Here is a 16,411-nt window from a genome sequence, read left to right on the forward strand (position 1 = left end):
AGTGGACCTTCGCATCGGCATCCAGAACTCCCCCCGCGAGATCGCGTTCGAGACCTCGCACACGGCGGCGGAGGTCGAGCAGGCCGTCTCGGCAGCAGTGTCCGGGCAGTCGCCCGTGCTGCGCCTGGCCGACGCGAAGGGCACCGTGTACGTCGTGCCCGCCGCGGCGCTCGCGTACGTCGAGATCGGCACCGAGGAGTCGCGCAAGATCGGCTTCGTCGGCTGATGGAACTGCTGTTCGTCGCGCTCGGCGGCGCGATCCTCGGGCTCGGCGCGAGGTACGCCGTGCCCCGGCGTCGGTTCCACGGCGTCGTGCTCGTGCCGGCCGTGGGCACCGGCGTCGCGGCCGTCGTCTGGGTCGCGCTGACCTGGCTCGGCATGCCGTGGGACGGCGGCTGGATCTGGGTCGTCTCGCTCGTGGCATCCGCTGCGGCCGCCGTCGGGGTGGCCTACCTCGTCGGCCGTCGACGCGAAGACGACGACGCGCGCACCTTCGAGCGCCTCGCGCGCTTCGGGCTCGCCCGCGGCTGAGCGCGGGCGCCCCGCGCCCGCCGGGCCTTCGAGCCGGGCCCGCCGCGTCAGGCCGTCAGGCCGTCAGGCCGAGCGCGTCCATGCGCCGCGTGTGCTCCGCGATGAGCTCGGTGAAGACCGGCTCGACGTCGGCGGCGTGGCCGCCCGAGCCCGACCGGATGGCCGACCGCGCGATCAGGAGCGTGTCGCCCACGAGGCTCCGACCCCAGAGCGCCAGCCGGTCGTCGAGCGTGTGATCGGCCTCGACGGCGCGGACGAGCTCCTGTTCGATGACCTCCGACGAGCGCGGTCCGCCGAGGATCGCCCGGATGCGCCCGCGCAGCTCGTGCGGGAGCCCCTCGGCCAGCCGGACGAAGTAGTCGTCGAGCATGCCCGAGGTGATGTGGATGCCGAGCAGCAGCTCGTACCAGTCGGCGCCCGAGGTCGCCTGGCGGAACCGGTCGAGCGCGGGAGCGAACGGCGCCATGACCTTCGCGGGCTCGGCGCCGAGCCGCCGTAACTCTGCGATGAGCTCGTGGTGACGCCGGAGGGCCACGCCCGCCGTGGCGCTGAGCCCCTCCTTCGCCCCGAGCTCGGGTGCGGTCGAGACCGCACGGGCGAGGTTCTCGAAGATCTCGAGCTGCACGTACGCCGCCTGGCCGAGGAACGCGACCGGCTCGGGCGTGAACTCGGTGAAGTCGATGCGGCTGAGTTCGGTCGGAGCGACCCGCGGGCGCAGCCTCGGGGCCTCTGGACGGGGTCGCCTGGACGTCGGCCAATTCACCACGTACCACAGCATATCCGGGGGGCTCCCGGACGACTCCGTTAGGCTGGTCCCCGCACGCGGGCGACGGAACCGCGGCCGTGCGCCTGTCGATCGAAGCAGGGCGCACCCGTTCTTCACCGACAGGTAGACATACGTGACCACGTTCACCGAACTCGGCATCGCGCCCGACATCGTCGAGGCACTCGCCTCCAAGGGCATCAGCGACGCCTTCCCCATCCAGGAGCAGACCATCCCCCTGGCCCTGTCCGGCCAGGACATCATCGGCCAGGCCAAGACCGGAACGGGCAAGACGTTCGGCTTCGGCCTGCCGATCATCCAGCGCCTCGGCGACGACCCCGAGCCCGGAGTCAAGGTCCTCGTGGTGGTCCCCACGCGCGAACTGTGCGTGCAGGTGACCGAGGACCTCGAGCTCGCCACCTCGAACCGCCCGACGAAGGTCGTCTCGATCTACGGCGGCAAGGCGTACGAGGGCCAGATCGAGCAGATCAAGGCCGGCGCGCAGATCGTCGTCGGCACGCCCGGCCGTCTGCTCGACCTCGCCTCGCAGCGCGTGCTGTCGCTGAAGAACGTCACCGAGATGGTGCTCGACGAGGCCGACAAGATGCTCGACCTCGGCTTCCTCGCCGACATCGAGAAGCTGTTCGCGCAGACCCCCGCGACCCGCCACACCATGCTGTTCTCGGCGACCATGCCGGGCCCGATCGTCGCCCTCGCGCGCCGGTTCATGACCCGGCCCATCCACATCCGGGCGAACGACCCCGACGAGGGGCTCACGCAGGCCAACATCAAGCACCTCGTCTACCGCGCGCACTCGCTCGACAAGGACGAGGTGATCTCGCGCATCCTCCAGGCCGAGGGTCGCGGCAAGACCGTCATCTTCACGCGCACGAAGCGCGCCGCGGCGAAGCTCGTCGAAGAACTGAACGATCGCGGCTTCAACGCCGCCGCCGTGCACGGCGACCTCAACCAGGACCAGCGCGAGCGAGCGATGGCCGCCTTCAAGGCCGGCCGGAAGGACGTGCTGATCGCGACGGATGTCGCAGCGCGCGGCATCGACGTCGACGACGTGACGCACGTCATCAACCACACGATCCCCGACGACGACAAGGCGTACCTGCACCGCGCGGGCCGGACGGGCCGTGCCGGCAAGACCGGCATCGCGGTGACGTTCGTCGACTGGGACGACCTGCACAAGTGGGCGCTCATCAACCGCGCGCTCGAGTTCGGCCAGCCGGAGCCCACCGAGACCTACTCGTCGAGCCCGCACCTCTACTCCGACCTCGGCATCCCCGAGGGCACGAAGGGGCGGCTCAAGCCGCCGACCGCGGCCACCCCGCCGCGATCGAGCACCGCGGGTCGCCGCGAGGGCGACGGCCAGGCGGATGCCGCGGGCTCGAGCTCCACGCGCGCTCGCCGCCGCACGCGCGGCGGCCGGCCGGTGGCCGAGGGCGCTGCGGCCGAGCAGGGCGAGTCCGCGCAGAAGGAGCCCGGCGCGGGCACCCACGACGGCAAGGGCAAGGAGCACCACGACGGCAACGCCGCCCCGCGCCGTCGCCGTCGTCGCCGCGGCGGCCGTTCGGGCGGCAACGCGGCCGGCGCCGCGTCGCCGTCGCCGACCGCCTGACGCTCGCTACGGAAGCACGGGCGCGCTGCCGCGCCCCTCGGCGAGGATCCGCTCGACGACCTCCGGGGCCGTCGTGTGCTCGCCGAGGCGGTTCGCCTTCCCGATGCCGTGGTAGTCGCTCGAGCCCGTGATCGCGAGCCCGTGCCGGCGCGCCATCTCGCGAAGTCGCGGCTTGGCGGCATCCGTGTTCTCGGGGTGGTCGACCTCGAGGCCGAACAGACCGCCCGCGACGAGTCGGCGCAGCCGTGAGTCGGGGATGACCTCCTCCGCACCGCGGGTGCCCGGGTGCGCGAGCACGGGGACGCCGCCGGCGGCTCGGATGAGGCGGATGCCCGTCAGCGGGTCGGGCGCGTAGTGCGGCTGGGCGTACCCCGAGCGCCAGTGCAGGATGCCGGCGAACGCGTCCGATCGGGTCTCGGCGTGGCCGCGCGCGACGAGTGCGTCGGCGATGTGCGGGCGACCGATCGTCGACCCCACCGTGGTCTGCGCGAGCACGTCGTCCCAGGTGAGCTCGTAGTCGGCCGCGATGCGGCGCACGATCTCCTCGGCGCGCGTGAGCCGCGACTCGCGGATGCGTCGCGTCTCGGCGACCAGTCCCGGGTCGGTGGGATCGACGAGGTAGCCGAGCACGTGCACGCTCGCGAACTGCACGCGCGTGGACAGTTCCAGGCCCGGGATCAGCGCGATCCCGTGCGCGCGGGCGGCATCCGCTGCTTCGCTCCACCCGGCGGTCGAATCGTGGTCGGTGATCGCGAGCGCCTCGAGCCCGGCGAGCGCCGCCGCCGCGACCAGCTCGGCAGGCGTGTCGGTGCCGTCCGACACCGTCGAATGCGCGTGCAGGTCCGCCGGCGTGGCGAACGTGGCGTCGGGCATGGAACCCATCGTAGGTCGCGGGCCGTCCCGCCCGCGGTCGGCCGGGCAGGCACGGTTCACCGCCGACTCTCAGCCGACGGGCTGTGGACAGGCCGATTCCGCCGGGTGCGCTGGCCTACGCTGGAGGCAATGCTCCCCCGCATCATCGGTTGGGCCGTCGCGATCGGCACCGCCGCACTCGCAGCCGTCCTGCTCTGGCCCCAGGCCCTCGGCCTGCAGGACCAGTGGGTCGCGGCGCACGTCGTCGCGCTCCGCGGTTCGGCGGCCCTCGCCGCGGGCGTCGTGGCGGCCGTCCTCGCACTCGCGATGCTGCTCGGGTCCGGCCGACGCCTCCTCGGCGCGCTGACGGCGATCCTCATCGTCTTCGCCCTCGGCAACCTCGGCGTGCTCGCGGCCCGGGGCCTCGGCGGCGAAGCCGCCCCCGAGGCATCCGGGCAGGTCACCGTCCTGTCGTGGAACACGCTCGGCGAGGTGCCCGACGCGGTCACGATCGCCGACCTGGCCCTCGCCCAGGGGGCCGACGTCGTCGTGCTGCCCGAGACCACCGAACCGCTCGGCGAGGAGGTCGCGATCGCGATGCGCGAGGGCGGCCGGCCGATGTGGGTGCACACGCAGGCGTTCGACGACATCGCGAAGGCCCGATCGACGACCATCCTCATCACCCCCGACCTCGGCGACTACCGGGTCGTCAACGATCCGTGGCCGGGGCCGCCCGGCAACACGAACACGTTGCCGAGCGTCGTCGCCGAGCCCGCCGACGGTGCGGGCCCGCGCATCGTCGCCGTGCACGCGGTCGCTCCGATCCGCTGGGAACTGCGCAACTGGCGCAGCGACCTCGACTGGCTCGCCGAGCAGTGCGCCGGTGAGAACGTGATCATGGCCGGGGACTTCAACGCGACGCTCGACCACTTCGCCGGGCGCGGCATCGATGGCGGCGACCTGGGTCGATGCGAGGATGCCGCGAAGGCCGGCGGTGCCGGCGGGCTCGGCACCTGGCCCACGAGCGTGCCCGAACTGCTGGGCAGCCCGATCGATCACGTGCTCGCGACGCCGACCTGGCGGGTCGACGGCTTCCGCGTGCTCGACGGGCTCGACGGTGCGGGCAGCGATCACCGCCCGATCGTCGCGACCCTCTCGCCCGCCGGCTGACCCGGCGCCGCCCGGGCACGGGACGCTCAGGGCGCGGTGGGAGAATGGGGGCATGACGAACACCGGCGACGCCACCGCGACGGCCCACGAGGCCCCCACCGACGAGACCACCGCCGAGGAGACCGGCCGGAACGCGAACCGTTCGACCACTCCGGAATCCGAGGGCTTCCGCTCCTTCATCGGCGGGAACTGGGCCGAGCGCGACGAGACGCCGCCGTCCGCCCGCCCGCAGGCCGCCTACGCCGCGGCGCGCCGCGCGAAGGTCTCCGCCGAGTTCCCCGGGCAGCGCCTCGTGATCCCCGCGGGCGAGATGAAGCAGCGCGCGAACGACACCGAGTACCCGTACCGCGCGCATTCCGCGTTCGCCCACCTCACCGGGTGGGGGTCCGACTCCGAGCCGGGCGCGGTGCTCGTGCTCGAGCCGACGGGTGAGGCCGGGCACGAGGCCACGGTGTACTTCCGCGAGCGCGCGGGCCGCGACAGCGAGGAGTTCTACGCCAACCCCGCGATCGGCGAGTTCTGGATCGGCCCGCGCCCGTCGCTCGAGCACGTCGCCGCCGATCTCCAGGTCGCGACGCGCGGGATCGCCGACTTCGACGCGGTGGTCGCCGCGGTCGACACCGCGACGCTCGTGCTGCGCGAGGCGGACCCGGCGATCACCGAGCGCGTCGACCACGGGCGCCTGCGCTTCGCGGCCGAGGCGGCGTTGTCCACCAACGCCTCGGACGCCCCGTTCAGCATCGAGGTGAACGCCGAGCACGAGCCCGACGCCGACCTGGCGCGCGTGCTCTCCGAGCTGCGCCTGGTCAAGGACGAGTTCGAGGTCGCCGAACTGCGCGCCGCGGTCGACGCGACCGAACGCGGCTTCGCCGAGGTGCTGGCCGAGCTGCCGCGCATCACGAGCGAGGTCCGCGGCGAGCGCGTGATCGAGGGCGTCTTCGCGACCCGCGCCAGGCTCGACGGCAACGACGTCGGATACGGCTCGATCGCCGCGGCGGGCCCGCACGCGACGATCCTGCACTGGACCCGCAACGACGGCCCGGTCGTCCCGGGCGACCTGGTGCTGCTCGACGCGGGCGTCGAGATGGACAGCTACTACACGGCCGACATCACGCGCACGTTCCCCGTGAACGGCGAGTTCTCGGCTGTGCAGCGTCAGGTGTACGAGGCCGTCCTCGAGGCGGCGGATGCCGCGCTCAGCATCGTTCGCCCCGGCATCGTGTTCCGTGAGATCCACGCCGCCGCGATGGAGGTCATCGCGAAGTACACCGCCGAGTGGGGCTTCCTGCCCGTCTCGGCCGAGGAGTCGCTCAAGCCCGAGAACCAGTTCCACCGCCGCTACATGGTGCACGGCACGAGCCACCACCTCGGCCTCGACGTGCACGACTGCGCGCAGGCGCGCCGGGCGATGTACATGGACGGCGTGCTCGAACCGGGCATGGTCTTCACGATCGAGCCGGGGCTGTACTTCCAGGCGGACGACCTGAGCGTGCCCGAGGAGTTCCGCGGCATCGGCGTGCGCATCGAGGACGACATCCTCGTGACCGCCGACGGCGCCGAGAACCTCTCGGCCCGCATTCCCCGTACGATCGCGGAGGTCGAGGCGTGGGTGCGCGGGGCGCAGGCCTGACCCGCGGGCGCCCGTCTGAACGTCCCACCTTTCCATCGAGTGTTGCCGCTCCCGCCCAGTGATTCCGCTGGAGCGGTAACACTCGACGCGACGAGCAACACTCGGCGGGCTGACGAGCGGGATCGCGGTCGGTCCGACGACGGTTGGCACGGAACGCCGCGCACCAACGACCCGCCGCCGCACGCCGTCGCTCACGCACGGAGGACCCTCCACCACCCTCCATGCTCCGCCGAGTGATACCACTCCCGCCGACTGATGCCGCTCGAGCGGCAACACTCGACGCGACGAGCAACACTCGGCGGGGCGGGCGGCGGGGGCGGGGGCTACGCCGCGACGCGGGGAGGGTGAGGAGAGGCTAGGCGTCGCCGCGCTCGCGCGCGGCGCGGCGCGCGGCGTCCTGCGCCTCGCCGTAGGTGAGGGGGCGGTCGGGGTCGATCGCGGGGCGTGCGGGGTCGGCATCGGCTTCCGGCTCGGCGTCGGGGCCGGCTTCTGCGGATGCCTCGTCGGTGCGCTTGTCGCCTGCCTCGGGCTCGTCCGGCGACGGGCCGACGCCCGAACCGGTCGCTGCACCCGAGGCCCTGGTACCGGCACCCGGCGCATCCGCGCCGCCGACAGCCGATGCCCCGGCACCACCCGACGCCCCGACGCCCGGGGCACCACCGTTCCCGGCACCGCCCGCCCCCAAGCGCCCCCGACGGGGGCAGCAGGCGACGGCGGCGCCGCGGCATCCGTCACGCCCAGGACCTGCCTGGCACGGCTGACGTGCTCGGAACTGCCGACGATCGCGTACCGCGTCGCGAGCACCTGCATGACCGAGGTGAAGTCGCGGCGGCGGCGGTTGACCGAGTAGGTCACGACGGAGAAGATCATGCCGAAGCCGGCGCCGAAGAGCACGGCGGCGGCGAGCACGCCGAGCGAGGTGCCCTGCGGGGAGAAGATGAAGAAGAGCAGACCGAGGAACGTGCCGAGCCAGGCGCCCGAGAGCGCGCCGGCACCGGCGGTACGGCCCCAGCTGAGCTTGCCGGTGATGCGTTCGACGGTCTTCAGGTCGTGGCCGACGATCGCGAGTTCGCGGACGGGGAACTCGGCCTTCGCGAGCGCGTCGACGGCGGCCTGCGCCTCGAGGTAGGTCTCGTAGCTGGCGACGGTCTCCCCCGTGGGCAGCGTCGGATAGGTGCGGCCGAGACGACCGCCGAACGGCGACTGGTTGCTCACCCGCCCATTCTCCCATGCACGCGCGGTCGCCGGTCGATCCGGCGCCCTGCGCGGTAGGTTGGGAGGCGTGAGCGCCACGAGAGTCTTCGTCGCCCGACTCGCCGGGTGCGCCGTCTTCGACCCCGCCGGGGATCGCGTCGGCAAGGTCCGCGACGTGCTCGTCGTGTACCGGAAGGATGACCCTCCGCGGGTCGTCGGCCTCATCGTCGAGATCCCGGGCAAGCGCCGCGTGTTCGTCTCGATCGGGCGGGTCACCTCGATCGGCGGCGGTCAGATCATCACGACCGGGCTGATCAACATGCGGCGCTTCGAGCAGCGCGGCGGCGAGGTGCGGGTGATCGCGGAGATGCTCGGCCGCAAGGTCACCTTCGACGACGGCTCGGGCACGGCCACGATCGAGGATGTCGCGATCGAGGAGCGCGATGCCGGCGAGTGGGAGGTCGACCAGCTGTTCGTGAGGCGCCCGAAGACGAGTGCGTCGCCGTTCGCGAAGGGCCCGTCCGCGTACGTGACGTGGCGCGAGGTGCATGAGACCACGGCCGTCGGCGAGGCGCAGTCGGCCGAGCAGCTCATCGCGACGTACTCCGAGCTGAAGCCGGCCGACCTCGCGAACACGCTCCTCGACCTGACGCCGCAGCGACGGCAGGAGGTCGCGGCCGAGCTCCCCGACGACCGGTTGGCCGATGTGCTGGAGGAGATGCCCGAGGTCGACCAGGTCGAGATCCTCGCCAAGCTGGGCGACGACCGCGCCGCCGACGTGCTCGACCACATGCAGCCCGACGATGCGGCCGACCTCATCGCGCAGCTGCCCGAGGAGCGCGGTGAGCACCTGCTCGAGCTCATGGAGCCCGAGGAGGCCGAGGACGTCCGGTTCCTGCTCTCGTACGGCCCCGACACCGCGGGCGGCCTGATGACGACCGAGCCGATCATCGTCTCGGCGGATGCCACGGTCGCCGAGGGCCTCGCCCTGATCCGGCGGCACGACCTGCCGCCCGCGCTCGGCGCGGCGGTGTGCGTGACGCTGCCGCCGTACGAGCCGCCGACGGGCCGGTTCCTGGGCATCGTGCACTTCCAGCGGATGCTCCGCTACCCGCCGCACGAGCGGCTCGGGTCGCTCATCGACCAGGGGCTGGAGCCCGTCAAGGCCGACACGTCCGCCGCCGAGGTGAGCCGCATCCTCGCCAGCTACGACCTCGTGTCGGTGCCCGTGGTCGACGAGAAGCACCGGCTCGTGGGCGTGGTCACGATCGACGACGTGCTCGACTACCTGCTGCCGGACGACTGGCGCAGCCACGACGACCACGACGACGAGCTGCACCGGCGCGCCACGGCGCGCGCGCAGCTGAACACCGGGAGCATTCCGGTCGCGGGAAGGGGGGCGCCGGATGGCACGCGCTGACGCGGACGACCGCCGCTTCGACACCCCGAAGGGCGCACGGCGCGGGTCGGCGCCGTCGCGCAGGTCGGGCGACCGCGACCGGTTCGGCCGGTTCACCGAGTGGGTCGCTCGCGGCATGGGCACGCCGTGGTTCCTGCTCGGGCTCAGCCTGTTCGTGGCGTTCTGGATCCTGTGGAACACCCTCGCCCCGCCCGCGTGGCGGTTCGACTCGGTCGAACTCGGGTTCATCGCCCTGACCCTCGTGCTCAGCCTGCAGGCGTCGTACGCCGCACCGCTCATCCTGCTCGCCCAGAACCGACAGGACGATCGCGACCGCGTGCAGATCGAGCAGGACCGGCAGCGCGCCGAGCGCAACCTCGCCGACACCGAGTACCTGGCGCGCGAGGTGGTCGCGCTTCGGCTCGCGGTCCGCGACCTCGCGTCGAAGGAGTTCATCCGGCAGGAGCTGCGGCAGATCCTCGACGACCTCGACAAGCGCGATGCGGAGGATGCCACGCATGCCGGATCCTGACGTCGAGGCCGCCGTCCGCACGGCCCTCGCCGGGGTCGTCGACCCGGAGATCCGCCGCCCGATCACCGAGCTCGACATGGTCGACCGGGTCGTGGCGACCGCGACGGGCGTCGAGGTCGGCATCCGCCTGACGATCGTCGGCTGCCCGGCGTCGGACCGCATCGAACGCGACGTCCGCGCCGCGGCCGAGGGCGTCGTCGGCGCGGGCAACGCGGTCGTCGAGCTCGGGGTGATGACCCCCGAGCAGCGGCACGCCCTCACCGAGCGGCTCCGCGGCGGGCGCGCGGCGCGCGGCAACCCGTTCGGCCCGGGCACGCTGACGCGCGTGATCGCGGTCACGAGCGGCAAGGGCGGGGTCGGCAAGTCGACGCTGACCGCGAACCTGGCGGTGGCGCTCGCGGCACGTGGCCTGTCGGTGGGTCTCGTCGATGCCGACGTGCACGGGTTCTCGGTGCCGGCGCTGCTGGGGCTCGTCGACGAGCACGGCACCGCGGCGCGGCCGACCCGGGTCGACGACATGATCCTGCCCCCGGTCGCCCACGGCGTGAAGGTCATCTCGATCGGCATGTTCGTCGAGCCGACCGAGCCGGGCGGGCGCGGGTCGTCGGTCGCGGTCGCCTGGCGCGGGCCGATGCTGCACCGAACGCTGCAGCAGTTCCTGACCGACGTGTACTTCGGCGACCTCGACGTGCTGCTCGTCGACCTGCCTCCGGGCACGGGCGACGTGGCGATCTCGCTCGGGCAGTTGCTGCCGAACGCCGAGGTGCTGGTCGTCACGACCCCGCAACCGGCCGCGGCCGACGTCGCCGAGCGTTCGGGGCTCGTGGCCCGCCAGACGGGGCAGACCGTCATCGGCGTGGTCGAGAACATGGCGGGGCTCGCGCAGCCCGACGGGTCGCTGCTCGACCTGTTCGGTTCCGGCGGCGGCGACGAGGTCGCCCGGCGCCTGTCGGAGGGCGTGGACGAGCCCGTCCCGGTCGTGGCGAGCGTGCCGCTGAGCGTCGCGCTGCGGCGCGGCGGCGACGACGGGATGCCGGTCGTGCTGGCCGAGCCCGACGATCCGGCCGCGCGCGCGATCGAGCAGGCGGCGGCGTTCCTCGCGGGTCGGCCGCGTTCGCTCGCCGGCCGGCACCTGGACGTCTCGGTGCGATGACGGGTGAGACGGATGCCGCGTGCCGCTCGCTCGACTGCACCGCCCGTGGGTGCGCGGGTCGCGGCAGCGCCGCTCGCCGCCCTGATGGTGCTCGCGTCGGCGGCGTGCTCGCCGCCGGCGCCTGAGCCCGGCGAGCCCGAGGGCCTCCCCGACGGCCTCACCCTGGAGGTCCGGCAGGGCCGCCTCGACGTGCCGCAGGGCCTGCTCGTGCTGCACTTCGCCAACTCGGGCGACCCGCTCGAGGTCTCGGGCTTCGAGGTCCACTCCCCCGCGCTGCGCCCCGGCATGACCCGTGACGACCCGTTCGAGCTGGGTCGCGACGACGCGATCGACATCCGCCTGCCGCTGCCCGGGACCGTGTGCGACGGCGATCCGACCGAGGTCGGCGTCGAGGTGCGCGTGGTCGCCGCGGACGGCGGGGAGCGCACCGGAACCCTCGTGCCCGACGACCCGTTCGACACGATGGCCCGGATCGCCGCGACCGACTGCCTGGCCGAGTCCGTCGCGGCGGTCGCCGCGATCGAGCTGCCCGATCGGCTGCGCACGACCGGGGCGGATGCCGCGATGCGGGCGTGGATCGACGTGCGAGTGGTGCCCGTGGCATCCGCTTCGACCGGAGGCGGGTCGGGCGACGGAGCCGTCGACCACACGCTCTCGATCGCCGGGGTGGCCGCGACGACCCTCATCGGCGACGAGGACGGCGGGGACTGGGCGCTCGACCTGGAGGTCGCGGCGGGCGACGAGCCGGTCGATGTGCCGCTCGCGGTCCGCCCCGCACGCTGCGATGCGCACGGGATCGCCGACGACAAGCGCGGCACGATCCTGCCGTTCGACGTCGCGACCGGCGACGGGCGCGAGGGCCGGCTCGAGTTCGCGTCGGGCGACGCGCTCAAGGCGGACCTGTACGCCTACTACACCGAGCGGTGCGGGCTCGACCGGCCCGCCGGGTGACGCCCGCCCGGCGGCGCGCCTAGCCTCGCGGTTCGACGACGCGCGCCAGCAGTTCGACGAGCAGCCGCTCGGTGAGGCGCCCCGGCAGCGCCTCGACGAGCGCGAGCACGGGAGCCAGCCGGTCGGGCAGTGCCCCGCCCGCGCCCTCGCCGCCGAGCAGGCCGAACGCGCCGAGGAGTCCCGCCGCGGTGTCGGAGTCGAGCCCTGCGGATGCCGCGGCGAGCCCCGCCGTACCGCCCGGGAGGGACGCCGCGAGCCCCGAGACGAGCTCCGCACCGTCGACCGCGGGCACGCCGCGCACGGCGTCGGCGGCCGCGACGAGCGCCGGCACGAGTTCGCCGACGACCGAGTCGGTCACGGGCGTCACCGTCAGGTGCGCCGTCCGCGCCAGGACCCGGCCGTCGGCCTGCACCATTCCGGGCTGCAGTTGCAGGTGCCATCCGCTCGCACGCGCCGCATCCGCCCAGTGGTGGGGGTCGACGCGACGCTCCGCGGGAACACGCTCGTCGGCGCGCACCGCGAACAGCGGGCCGACCGGGTCGCCCACGACCCGCAGGCCCTCGATCGCGTCGACGGCCTCGCGCACTGCGCGCGTCGCCTCGGTCGCGCGTGCGGTGAGCCGCACGAACCCGGGCTCGCCGAGCACCTGCACGATGGCCCAGGCCGCGGCGAGGGGGCCGGCGGGCTTGGATCCGGCGAGCGTGGGGTTGACCACGGGGTAGCCGGGCCAGCCGGTGGTGGCGAAGTACTGGCGGCGCTGCCGGTCGCGTCCGCGCTGCAGGAGCACGGAGACGCCCTTCGGCGCGTAACCGTACTTGTGCAGGTCGGCCGACAGGCTCGTGACGCCGGGCACCGCGAGATCCCAGTCGGGCAGGCCCTCCTGGAAGGCCAGTGCGAACCCGCCGATGCAGGCGTCGACGTGCAGGGCGATGCCGTGCCGGGAGGTGATCGCGGCGACCTCGGCGACCGGGTCGAGCGTCGCGAACGGGTACGACGGGGCGCTCAGCACGACCAGCGCGACATCCGCGTCGAGGCGTGCCGCGACGTCCGCGACGGCCGGCGCGCCGGTCTCGGGGTCGACCGGCACCAGGTCGAGGCCGAGGCCGAACGCCTGTGCTGCCTTGTGGAATGCGGCGTGCACCGTCGTCGGGGCGAGCAGCCGCGGCATCCGCTCGTCGTCGGGGTTCGCCGCACGCCACACGTCGCGTGCGGTCTTGACCGCGAGCATGCAGCTCTCCGTGCCACCGCTCGTGACGGAGCCGACGACCTCGTCGGCGGGCGCGACGGCGCCGGACGCATCGCCGTGGAAGATGCGCCGGGCGAAGCCGACGACGTCGGACTCCATCGCGGCGACCGAGGTGAACGTGGTGGGGTCGAGCCCGTTCACCGGCTGCACGAGGCGCGCGGCGCGCGCGGCGAGGTCGTCGAGTTCGGCGAGCCCCGAGTCGTACACGTACGAGAGCACCCGCCCGCCGTGCGTCGGCGCGTCGGCCTCGCGCAGTGCGACGAGCTCGGCGAGCACGTCGTCGGGCTGTCGTTCGAAGTCGGTCATGGGGCGACCTCCCGGGTCTGGGCGGGGGCGTCGATGTCGGCTCGGCGCAACGGGTAGCGGAGGATCGGGATGATGCTGAGTGCGACGATCACGGCGGGCAGCACGCTGAAGCTGAGCGCGATCCCGGCGACCGCGGCGTCGGGCTGGACGACCTCGGCGGCGCCGACGGATTCGAGGTAGCCGGTCGCCGCGAGCACGATGGTCAGCAACGTCGCGCCGAACGCCATGCCCGTGGTCTCGCCGGCCGTCCACACGCCGCCGAAGCTGCCCGCGAGGCCCGGCCCCGACACGCGGGCGTCGTGCGCGATGACGTCGGGAAGCATCGCCATGGGCAGCGACTGCATGCCCGCGTACGCCGCGCCCGCGAGGGCCACGGGGCCGTAGACCCACGCGCCCGGCGCCCACAGCATGCCGACGAGCGCCGCCGCGGCGACGGCGAACACCGCGCTCGCGAGCACGAACGAGCGTTCCTTGCCGATGCGCTGGGCGAGTCGCCCCCAGAGGGGCGCGCACAGGATGGCGGGGCCGATCAGGGCGACGAACAGGAAGGTGAGCGCGTCGTCGGAGCGCATCACCCACACGGCGACGTAGTTCGCGCCCGCGAGCATCGCGCCCGTCGCGAGCCCCTGCAGGAGGAAGGCCGCGAGCAGCAGGCGGAACGGTCGGCTGCGCCGCAGCGCGGCGAGGCCCTCGGCGTACCCCGCCGCGATGCTGCGCCGCGCACGCTCGGCGCGCGGCACGCCGGCGGGCGCGATCGTCGTGGCGACGAGCATGCCGAGGCCGATGACCAGGCCTGCGACGATCGCCATGACGAGGTAGCCGAGCGCTTCGTCGTCGCCGCCCGTGCGTCGCAGCATCGGCCCGCCCGCGCCGAACAGCAGGATGGCGACGCTGAGCACGACCACGCGCCACGTCAGCAGCCGGGTGCGTGCGTCGTAGTCGTCGGTGAGTTCGGCGGGCAGTGCGATGTAGGGCACCTGGAAGAGGCTGAACGCCGTCGCCGTGGCGAGGAACGCCACGAGCACCCAAACCCCGGCCGCGACCGGCCCGGCCCCCGCCGGCGCGGCGAACGTGACCACGAACGCGATCGGGAGGGCGATGGCGCCGACGCGCATCCAGGTGCGGCGCGTCCCCGTCCGCGCGAGCGCGGCGTCGCTGCGCTCGCCGATCCACGGGTCGATGATCACGTCCCAGACCTTCGCGGCGGTCACGACGAGCCCGGCGAGGAGTGCGGTGACGCCGAGGGTGTCGGTCAGGTAGAAGACGAGGACGAGTCCGGGCAGCGTCGCGAACCCGCCGGTGCCGATCGAGCCGATCGCATACCTGGAGACGACGCTGCGCGAGAGACGTCGCTCCGGTGCAGTCATGCGTGGAAGCATACCCAGACCGGACGACCCCGTCCGCACGCGAAGACGCGCGGACCCGGCGGGATCTGGGACGCCCGTCCTAGACTGGCCGCGTGACCGATGCCGACACCCTCCCCCAGGTCCCGTCCGTCCGCGCCGCCGAAGCCCTGCTCGGCGATCTCGTCGCGACCACGGGCCGCACGTTCGCGGTGCCGACCCCCTCGACGGGCGAGACGCTCGTCGACCTGCCCCGTTCGAGCGCGGACGACGTCCGCGACGCGGTCTCCCGCGCGCGCCTCGCGCAGGTCGCGTGGGCTCGCGTCGGATTCGCCGAACGCCGGCGCGTGCTGCTGCGCGCGTTCGACCTGATCCTGGAGCGCCGCGAGGACCTGCTCGACCTCACGCAGCTCGAGAGCGGCAAGACCCGCGGGCAGGCGTTCGAGGAGGTCTTCCAGGCGCTCTCGGTGACGCGTTGGAACGCGCTCAAGGCCCGGTCGGTGCTGCGCGGCGGCGTGCGACGCTCGGGCATCCCGGTCGCGCTCTCGACGCGCGTGAAGTACAAGTCGAAGGGCGTGGTCGGGGTCGTCACGCCCTGGAACTACGCGATCAGCCTGGCCGCCATGGATGTCGTGCCGGCCCTCGCCGCGGGCTGCGCGGTCGTGCAGAAGGCCGACGACCAGGGCGCGCTCTCGGTGCTCGCGCTGCGCCGCGCGTTCATCGACGCAGGCGTGCCCGAGGCGCTGTGGGCGGTCGTCGCCGGCGAGCCCGGCGAGGTCGGCGAAGCGCTCACCGACGAGGTCGACTACATCTGCTTCACCGGTTCGACCGCGACCGGCCGCCGCATCGCCGAGAAGGCGGGGCGGCGCCTGGTCGGCGCGTCGCTGGAACTCGGCGGCAAGAACGCGCTCATCGTGCTCGACGACGTCGACGTCGAGCAGGCGGCAGCGGATGCCGCGCACGCGTGCTTCTCGTCGATGGGCCAGCTGTGCGTGTCGATCGAGCGCATCTACGTGCACCGCACCGTCGCCGAGGCGTTCACGGCTGCGCTCGTCGCACGCCTGACCGATCCGCGGATCGGGTCGGGCCTCGACCACGAGGCCGACTACGGAAGCCTCGCGAGCGCGGCGCAGCTCGCTCGGATCACCGGGCACCTCGACGACGCGCTCGCGCAGGGCGCGGAGGTGCTCGTCGGCGGCAGGCCCCGACCGGACGTGGGGCCGTGGGCGTTCGAACCCACGATCCTCGCGGGCGTGACGCCCGGGATGCGGGTGCTCGACGAGGAGACGTTCGGGGCGATCGCCTCGCTGCAGGTGTTCGACGACGAGCTCGAGGCGGTCTTCGCCGCGAACGACTCGGAGTACGGGTTGAACGCGTCGGTGCTGTCGGGGTCGACCCGGCACGCGCTGCGCGTGGCGGACCTGCTCGAGGCCGGCAGCGTGAACGTGAACGAGGGCTACCGGGGCAGCTTCAGCTCGGTGGATGCCCCGATGGGCGGCGTGAAGTCCTCGGGCCTCGGGCGGCGCAACGGCCGCGAGGGCCTGCTGCGGTTCGCCGACCCGGTCACGGTCTCGGTGAACACCCGCATCATCCCGCTCCCGCACACGGGGCGCGAGTACCGCACGATGATCCCGCTCATGGCGCTGTTGCAGCGCGTGTTCCGCGGCATCCGCCGCGCGTAGGCGCGCCGCCGAGCGGAGGCGGCCTCAGGTCG

15 protein-coding genes and 1 pseudogene are annotated in these 16,411 nt (G+C 73.5%); 10 read left to right on the forward strand and 6 right to left on the reverse strand.

The genetic code is table 11. The features are described 5' to 3' along the window. The first annotated feature begins 1 nt into the window (after position 1). Both DSM26151_RS09755 and DSM26151_RS09760 read left to right on the forward strand, forming a co-directional pair. A complete protein-coding gene (locus tag DSM26151_RS09755; RefSeq protein ID WP_234659365.1) occupies positions 2-226 on the forward strand; it encodes a DUF3107 domain-containing protein in 225 nt (74 codons plus the stop codon). Then, a complete protein-coding gene (locus DSM26151_RS09760) occupies positions 226-531 on the forward strand; it encodes a hypothetical protein (protein ID WP_234659366.1) in 306 nt (101 codons plus the stop codon). The genes DSM26151_RS09755 and DSM26151_RS09760 overlap by 1 nt, the downstream gene beginning before the upstream one ends. A gap of 55 nt (positions 532-586) precedes the next feature. On the opposite strand, the gene DSM26151_RS09765 is transcribed toward DSM26151_RS09760, so the two are convergent. Next, entirely contained in the window at positions 587-1,297 is a 711-nt protein-coding gene (locus DSM26151_RS09765) for a ferritin-like fold-containing protein (RefSeq protein WP_234659367.1), read from the reverse strand. Positions 1,298-1,430: 133 nt separating this feature from the next. Between DSM26151_RS09765 and DSM26151_RS09770 the strand changes: the two genes are divergently transcribed. Beyond that, entirely contained in the window at positions 1,431-2,921 is a 1,491-nt protein-coding gene (locus DSM26151_RS09770) for a DEAD/DEAH box helicase (protein WP_234659368.1), read from the forward strand. 6 nt (positions 2,922-2,927) lie between these two features. Here DSM26151_RS09770 and DSM26151_RS09775 read toward each other — a convergent pair whose 3' ends face one another. Next, on the reverse strand, positions 2,928-3,794 hold the full coding sequence (locus tag DSM26151_RS09775; RefSeq protein WP_234659369.1) for a PHP domain-containing protein: 867 nt from the start codon (positions 3,792-3,794) through the stop codon (positions 2,928-2,930). A gap of 129 nt (positions 3,795-3,923) precedes the next feature. On the opposite strand from DSM26151_RS09775, the gene DSM26151_RS09780 reads away from it, so the two are divergent. Together DSM26151_RS09780 and DSM26151_RS09785 are read left to right on the forward strand one after the other, a co-directional pair. After that, the gene (locus DSM26151_RS09780) at positions 3,924-4,943 is read left to right on the forward strand and encodes an endonuclease/exonuclease/phosphatase family protein (RefSeq protein WP_234659370.1); all 1,020 of its coding nucleotides are present in this window, start codon (positions 3,924-3,926) and stop codon (positions 4,941-4,943) included. A gap of 52 nt (positions 4,944-4,995) precedes the next feature. Beyond that, a complete protein-coding gene (locus tag DSM26151_RS09785) occupies positions 4,996-6,573 on the forward strand; it encodes an aminopeptidase P family protein (RefSeq protein WP_234659371.1) in 1,578 nt (525 codons plus the stop codon). A gap of 355 nt (positions 6,574-6,928) precedes the next feature. Here DSM26151_RS09785 and DSM26151_RS09790 read toward each other — a convergent pair whose 3' ends face one another. Together DSM26151_RS09790 and DSM26151_RS15155 are read right to left on the reverse strand one after the other, a co-directional pair. After that, positions 6,929-7,258, reverse strand: a complete 330-nt coding sequence (locus DSM26151_RS09790; RefSeq protein ID WP_234659372.1) for a hypothetical protein — start codon at positions 7,256-7,258, stop codon at positions 6,929-6,931. A gap of 299 nt (positions 7,259-7,557) precedes the next feature. After that, positions 7,558-7,866: pseudogene (locus tag DSM26151_RS15155) on the reverse strand (general stress protein); the annotation flags it as partial. Here DSM26151_RS15155 and DSM26151_RS09795 point away from each other — a divergent pair. Genes DSM26151_RS09795 through DSM26151_RS09810 form a run of 4 tightly spaced genes read left to right on the forward strand, consistent with a single transcriptional unit; the run spans position 7,856 to position 11,802 of the window. Further along, entirely contained in the window at positions 7,856-9,187 is a 1,332-nt protein-coding gene (locus tag DSM26151_RS09795) for a magnesium transporter MgtE N-terminal domain-containing protein (RefSeq protein WP_234659373.1), read from the forward strand. The pseudogene DSM26151_RS15155 and the gene DSM26151_RS09795 sit on opposite strands and share 11 nt — an antisense overlap. Next, positions 9,174-9,698, forward strand: a complete 525-nt coding sequence (locus tag DSM26151_RS09800) for a DUF1003 domain-containing protein (protein ID WP_234659374.1) — start codon at positions 9,174-9,176, stop codon at positions 9,696-9,698. The genes DSM26151_RS09795 and DSM26151_RS09800 overlap by 14 nt, the downstream gene beginning before the upstream one ends. Further along, positions 9,685-10,851, forward strand: coding sequence for an Mrp/NBP35 family ATP-binding protein (locus tag DSM26151_RS09805; protein ID WP_234659375.1), 1,167 nt, complete (start codon positions 9,685-9,687; stop codon positions 10,849-10,851). Before DSM26151_RS09800 ends, DSM26151_RS09805 begins: the two co-directional genes overlap by 14 nt. 45 nt (positions 10,852-10,896) lie before the next feature. Further along, positions 10,897-11,802: a hypothetical protein gene (locus DSM26151_RS09810; RefSeq protein WP_234659376.1), complete on the forward strand. Its 906-nt coding sequence runs from the start codon at positions 10,897-10,899 to the stop codon at positions 11,800-11,802. Positions 11,803-11,821: 19 nt separating this feature from the next. Here the strand turns inward: DSM26151_RS09810 and DSM26151_RS09815 are convergent, their stop codons facing one another. Together DSM26151_RS09815 and DSM26151_RS09820 are read right to left on the reverse strand one after the other, a co-directional pair. After that, positions 11,822-13,354, reverse strand: coding sequence for a pyridoxal phosphate-dependent decarboxylase family protein (locus DSM26151_RS09815; RefSeq protein ID WP_234659377.1), 1,533 nt, complete (start codon positions 13,352-13,354; stop codon positions 11,822-11,824). After that, on the reverse strand, positions 13,351-14,721 hold the full coding sequence (locus tag DSM26151_RS09820) for an MFS transporter (RefSeq protein ID WP_234659378.1): 1,371 nt from the start codon (positions 14,719-14,721) through the stop codon (positions 13,351-13,353). The genes DSM26151_RS09815 and DSM26151_RS09820 overlap by 4 nt, the downstream gene beginning before the upstream one ends. 92 nt (positions 14,722-14,813) lie before the next feature. On the opposite strand from DSM26151_RS09820, the gene DSM26151_RS09825 reads away from it, so the two are divergent. After that, complete coding sequence (locus DSM26151_RS09825; protein ID WP_234659379.1) at positions 14,814-16,379, forward strand: succinic semialdehyde dehydrogenase; 1,566 nt, start codon at positions 14,814-14,816, stop codon at positions 16,377-16,379. The last annotated feature ends 32 nt before the right edge of the window (positions 16,380-16,411 follow it).

The organism is Agromyces marinus, assembly GCF_021442325.1.
Lineage (GTDB): Bacteria > Actinomycetota > Actinomycetes > Actinomycetales > Microbacteriaceae > Agromyces > Agromyces marinus.

Excerpts from the sequence above, each read along its gene's own strand:
- DSM26151_RS09760 (WP_234659366.1), top strand. The coding sequence starts at position 226 with ATGGAACTGCTGTTCGTCGCGCTCGGCGGCGCGATCCTCGGGCTCGGC.
- DSM26151_RS09775 (WP_234659369.1), bottom strand. The coding sequence starts at position 3,794 with ATGCCCGACGCCACGTTCGCCACGCCGGCGGACCTGCACGCGCATTCG.
- DSM26151_RS09780 (WP_234659370.1), top strand. The coding sequence starts at position 3,924 with ATGCTCCCCCGCATCATCGGTTGGGCCGTCGCGATCGGCACCGCCGCA.
- DSM26151_RS09785 (WP_234659371.1), top strand. The coding sequence starts at position 4,996 with ATGACGAACACCGGCGACGCCACCGCGACGGCCCACGAGGCCCCCACC.
- DSM26151_RS09800 (WP_234659374.1), top strand. The coding sequence starts at position 9,174 with ATGGCACGCGCTGACGCGGACGACCGCCGCTTCGACACCCCGAAGGGC.
- DSM26151_RS09805 (WP_234659375.1), top strand. The coding sequence starts at position 9,685 with ATGCCGGATCCTGACGTCGAGGCCGCCGTCCGCACGGCCCTCGCCGGG.
- DSM26151_RS09815 (WP_234659377.1), bottom strand. The coding sequence starts at position 13,354 with ATGACCGACTTCGAACGACAGCCCGACGACGTGCTCGCCGAGCTCGTC.
- DSM26151_RS09820 (WP_234659378.1), bottom strand. The coding sequence starts at position 14,721 with ATGACTGCACCGGAGCGACGTCTCTCGCGCAGCGTCGTCTCCAGGTAT.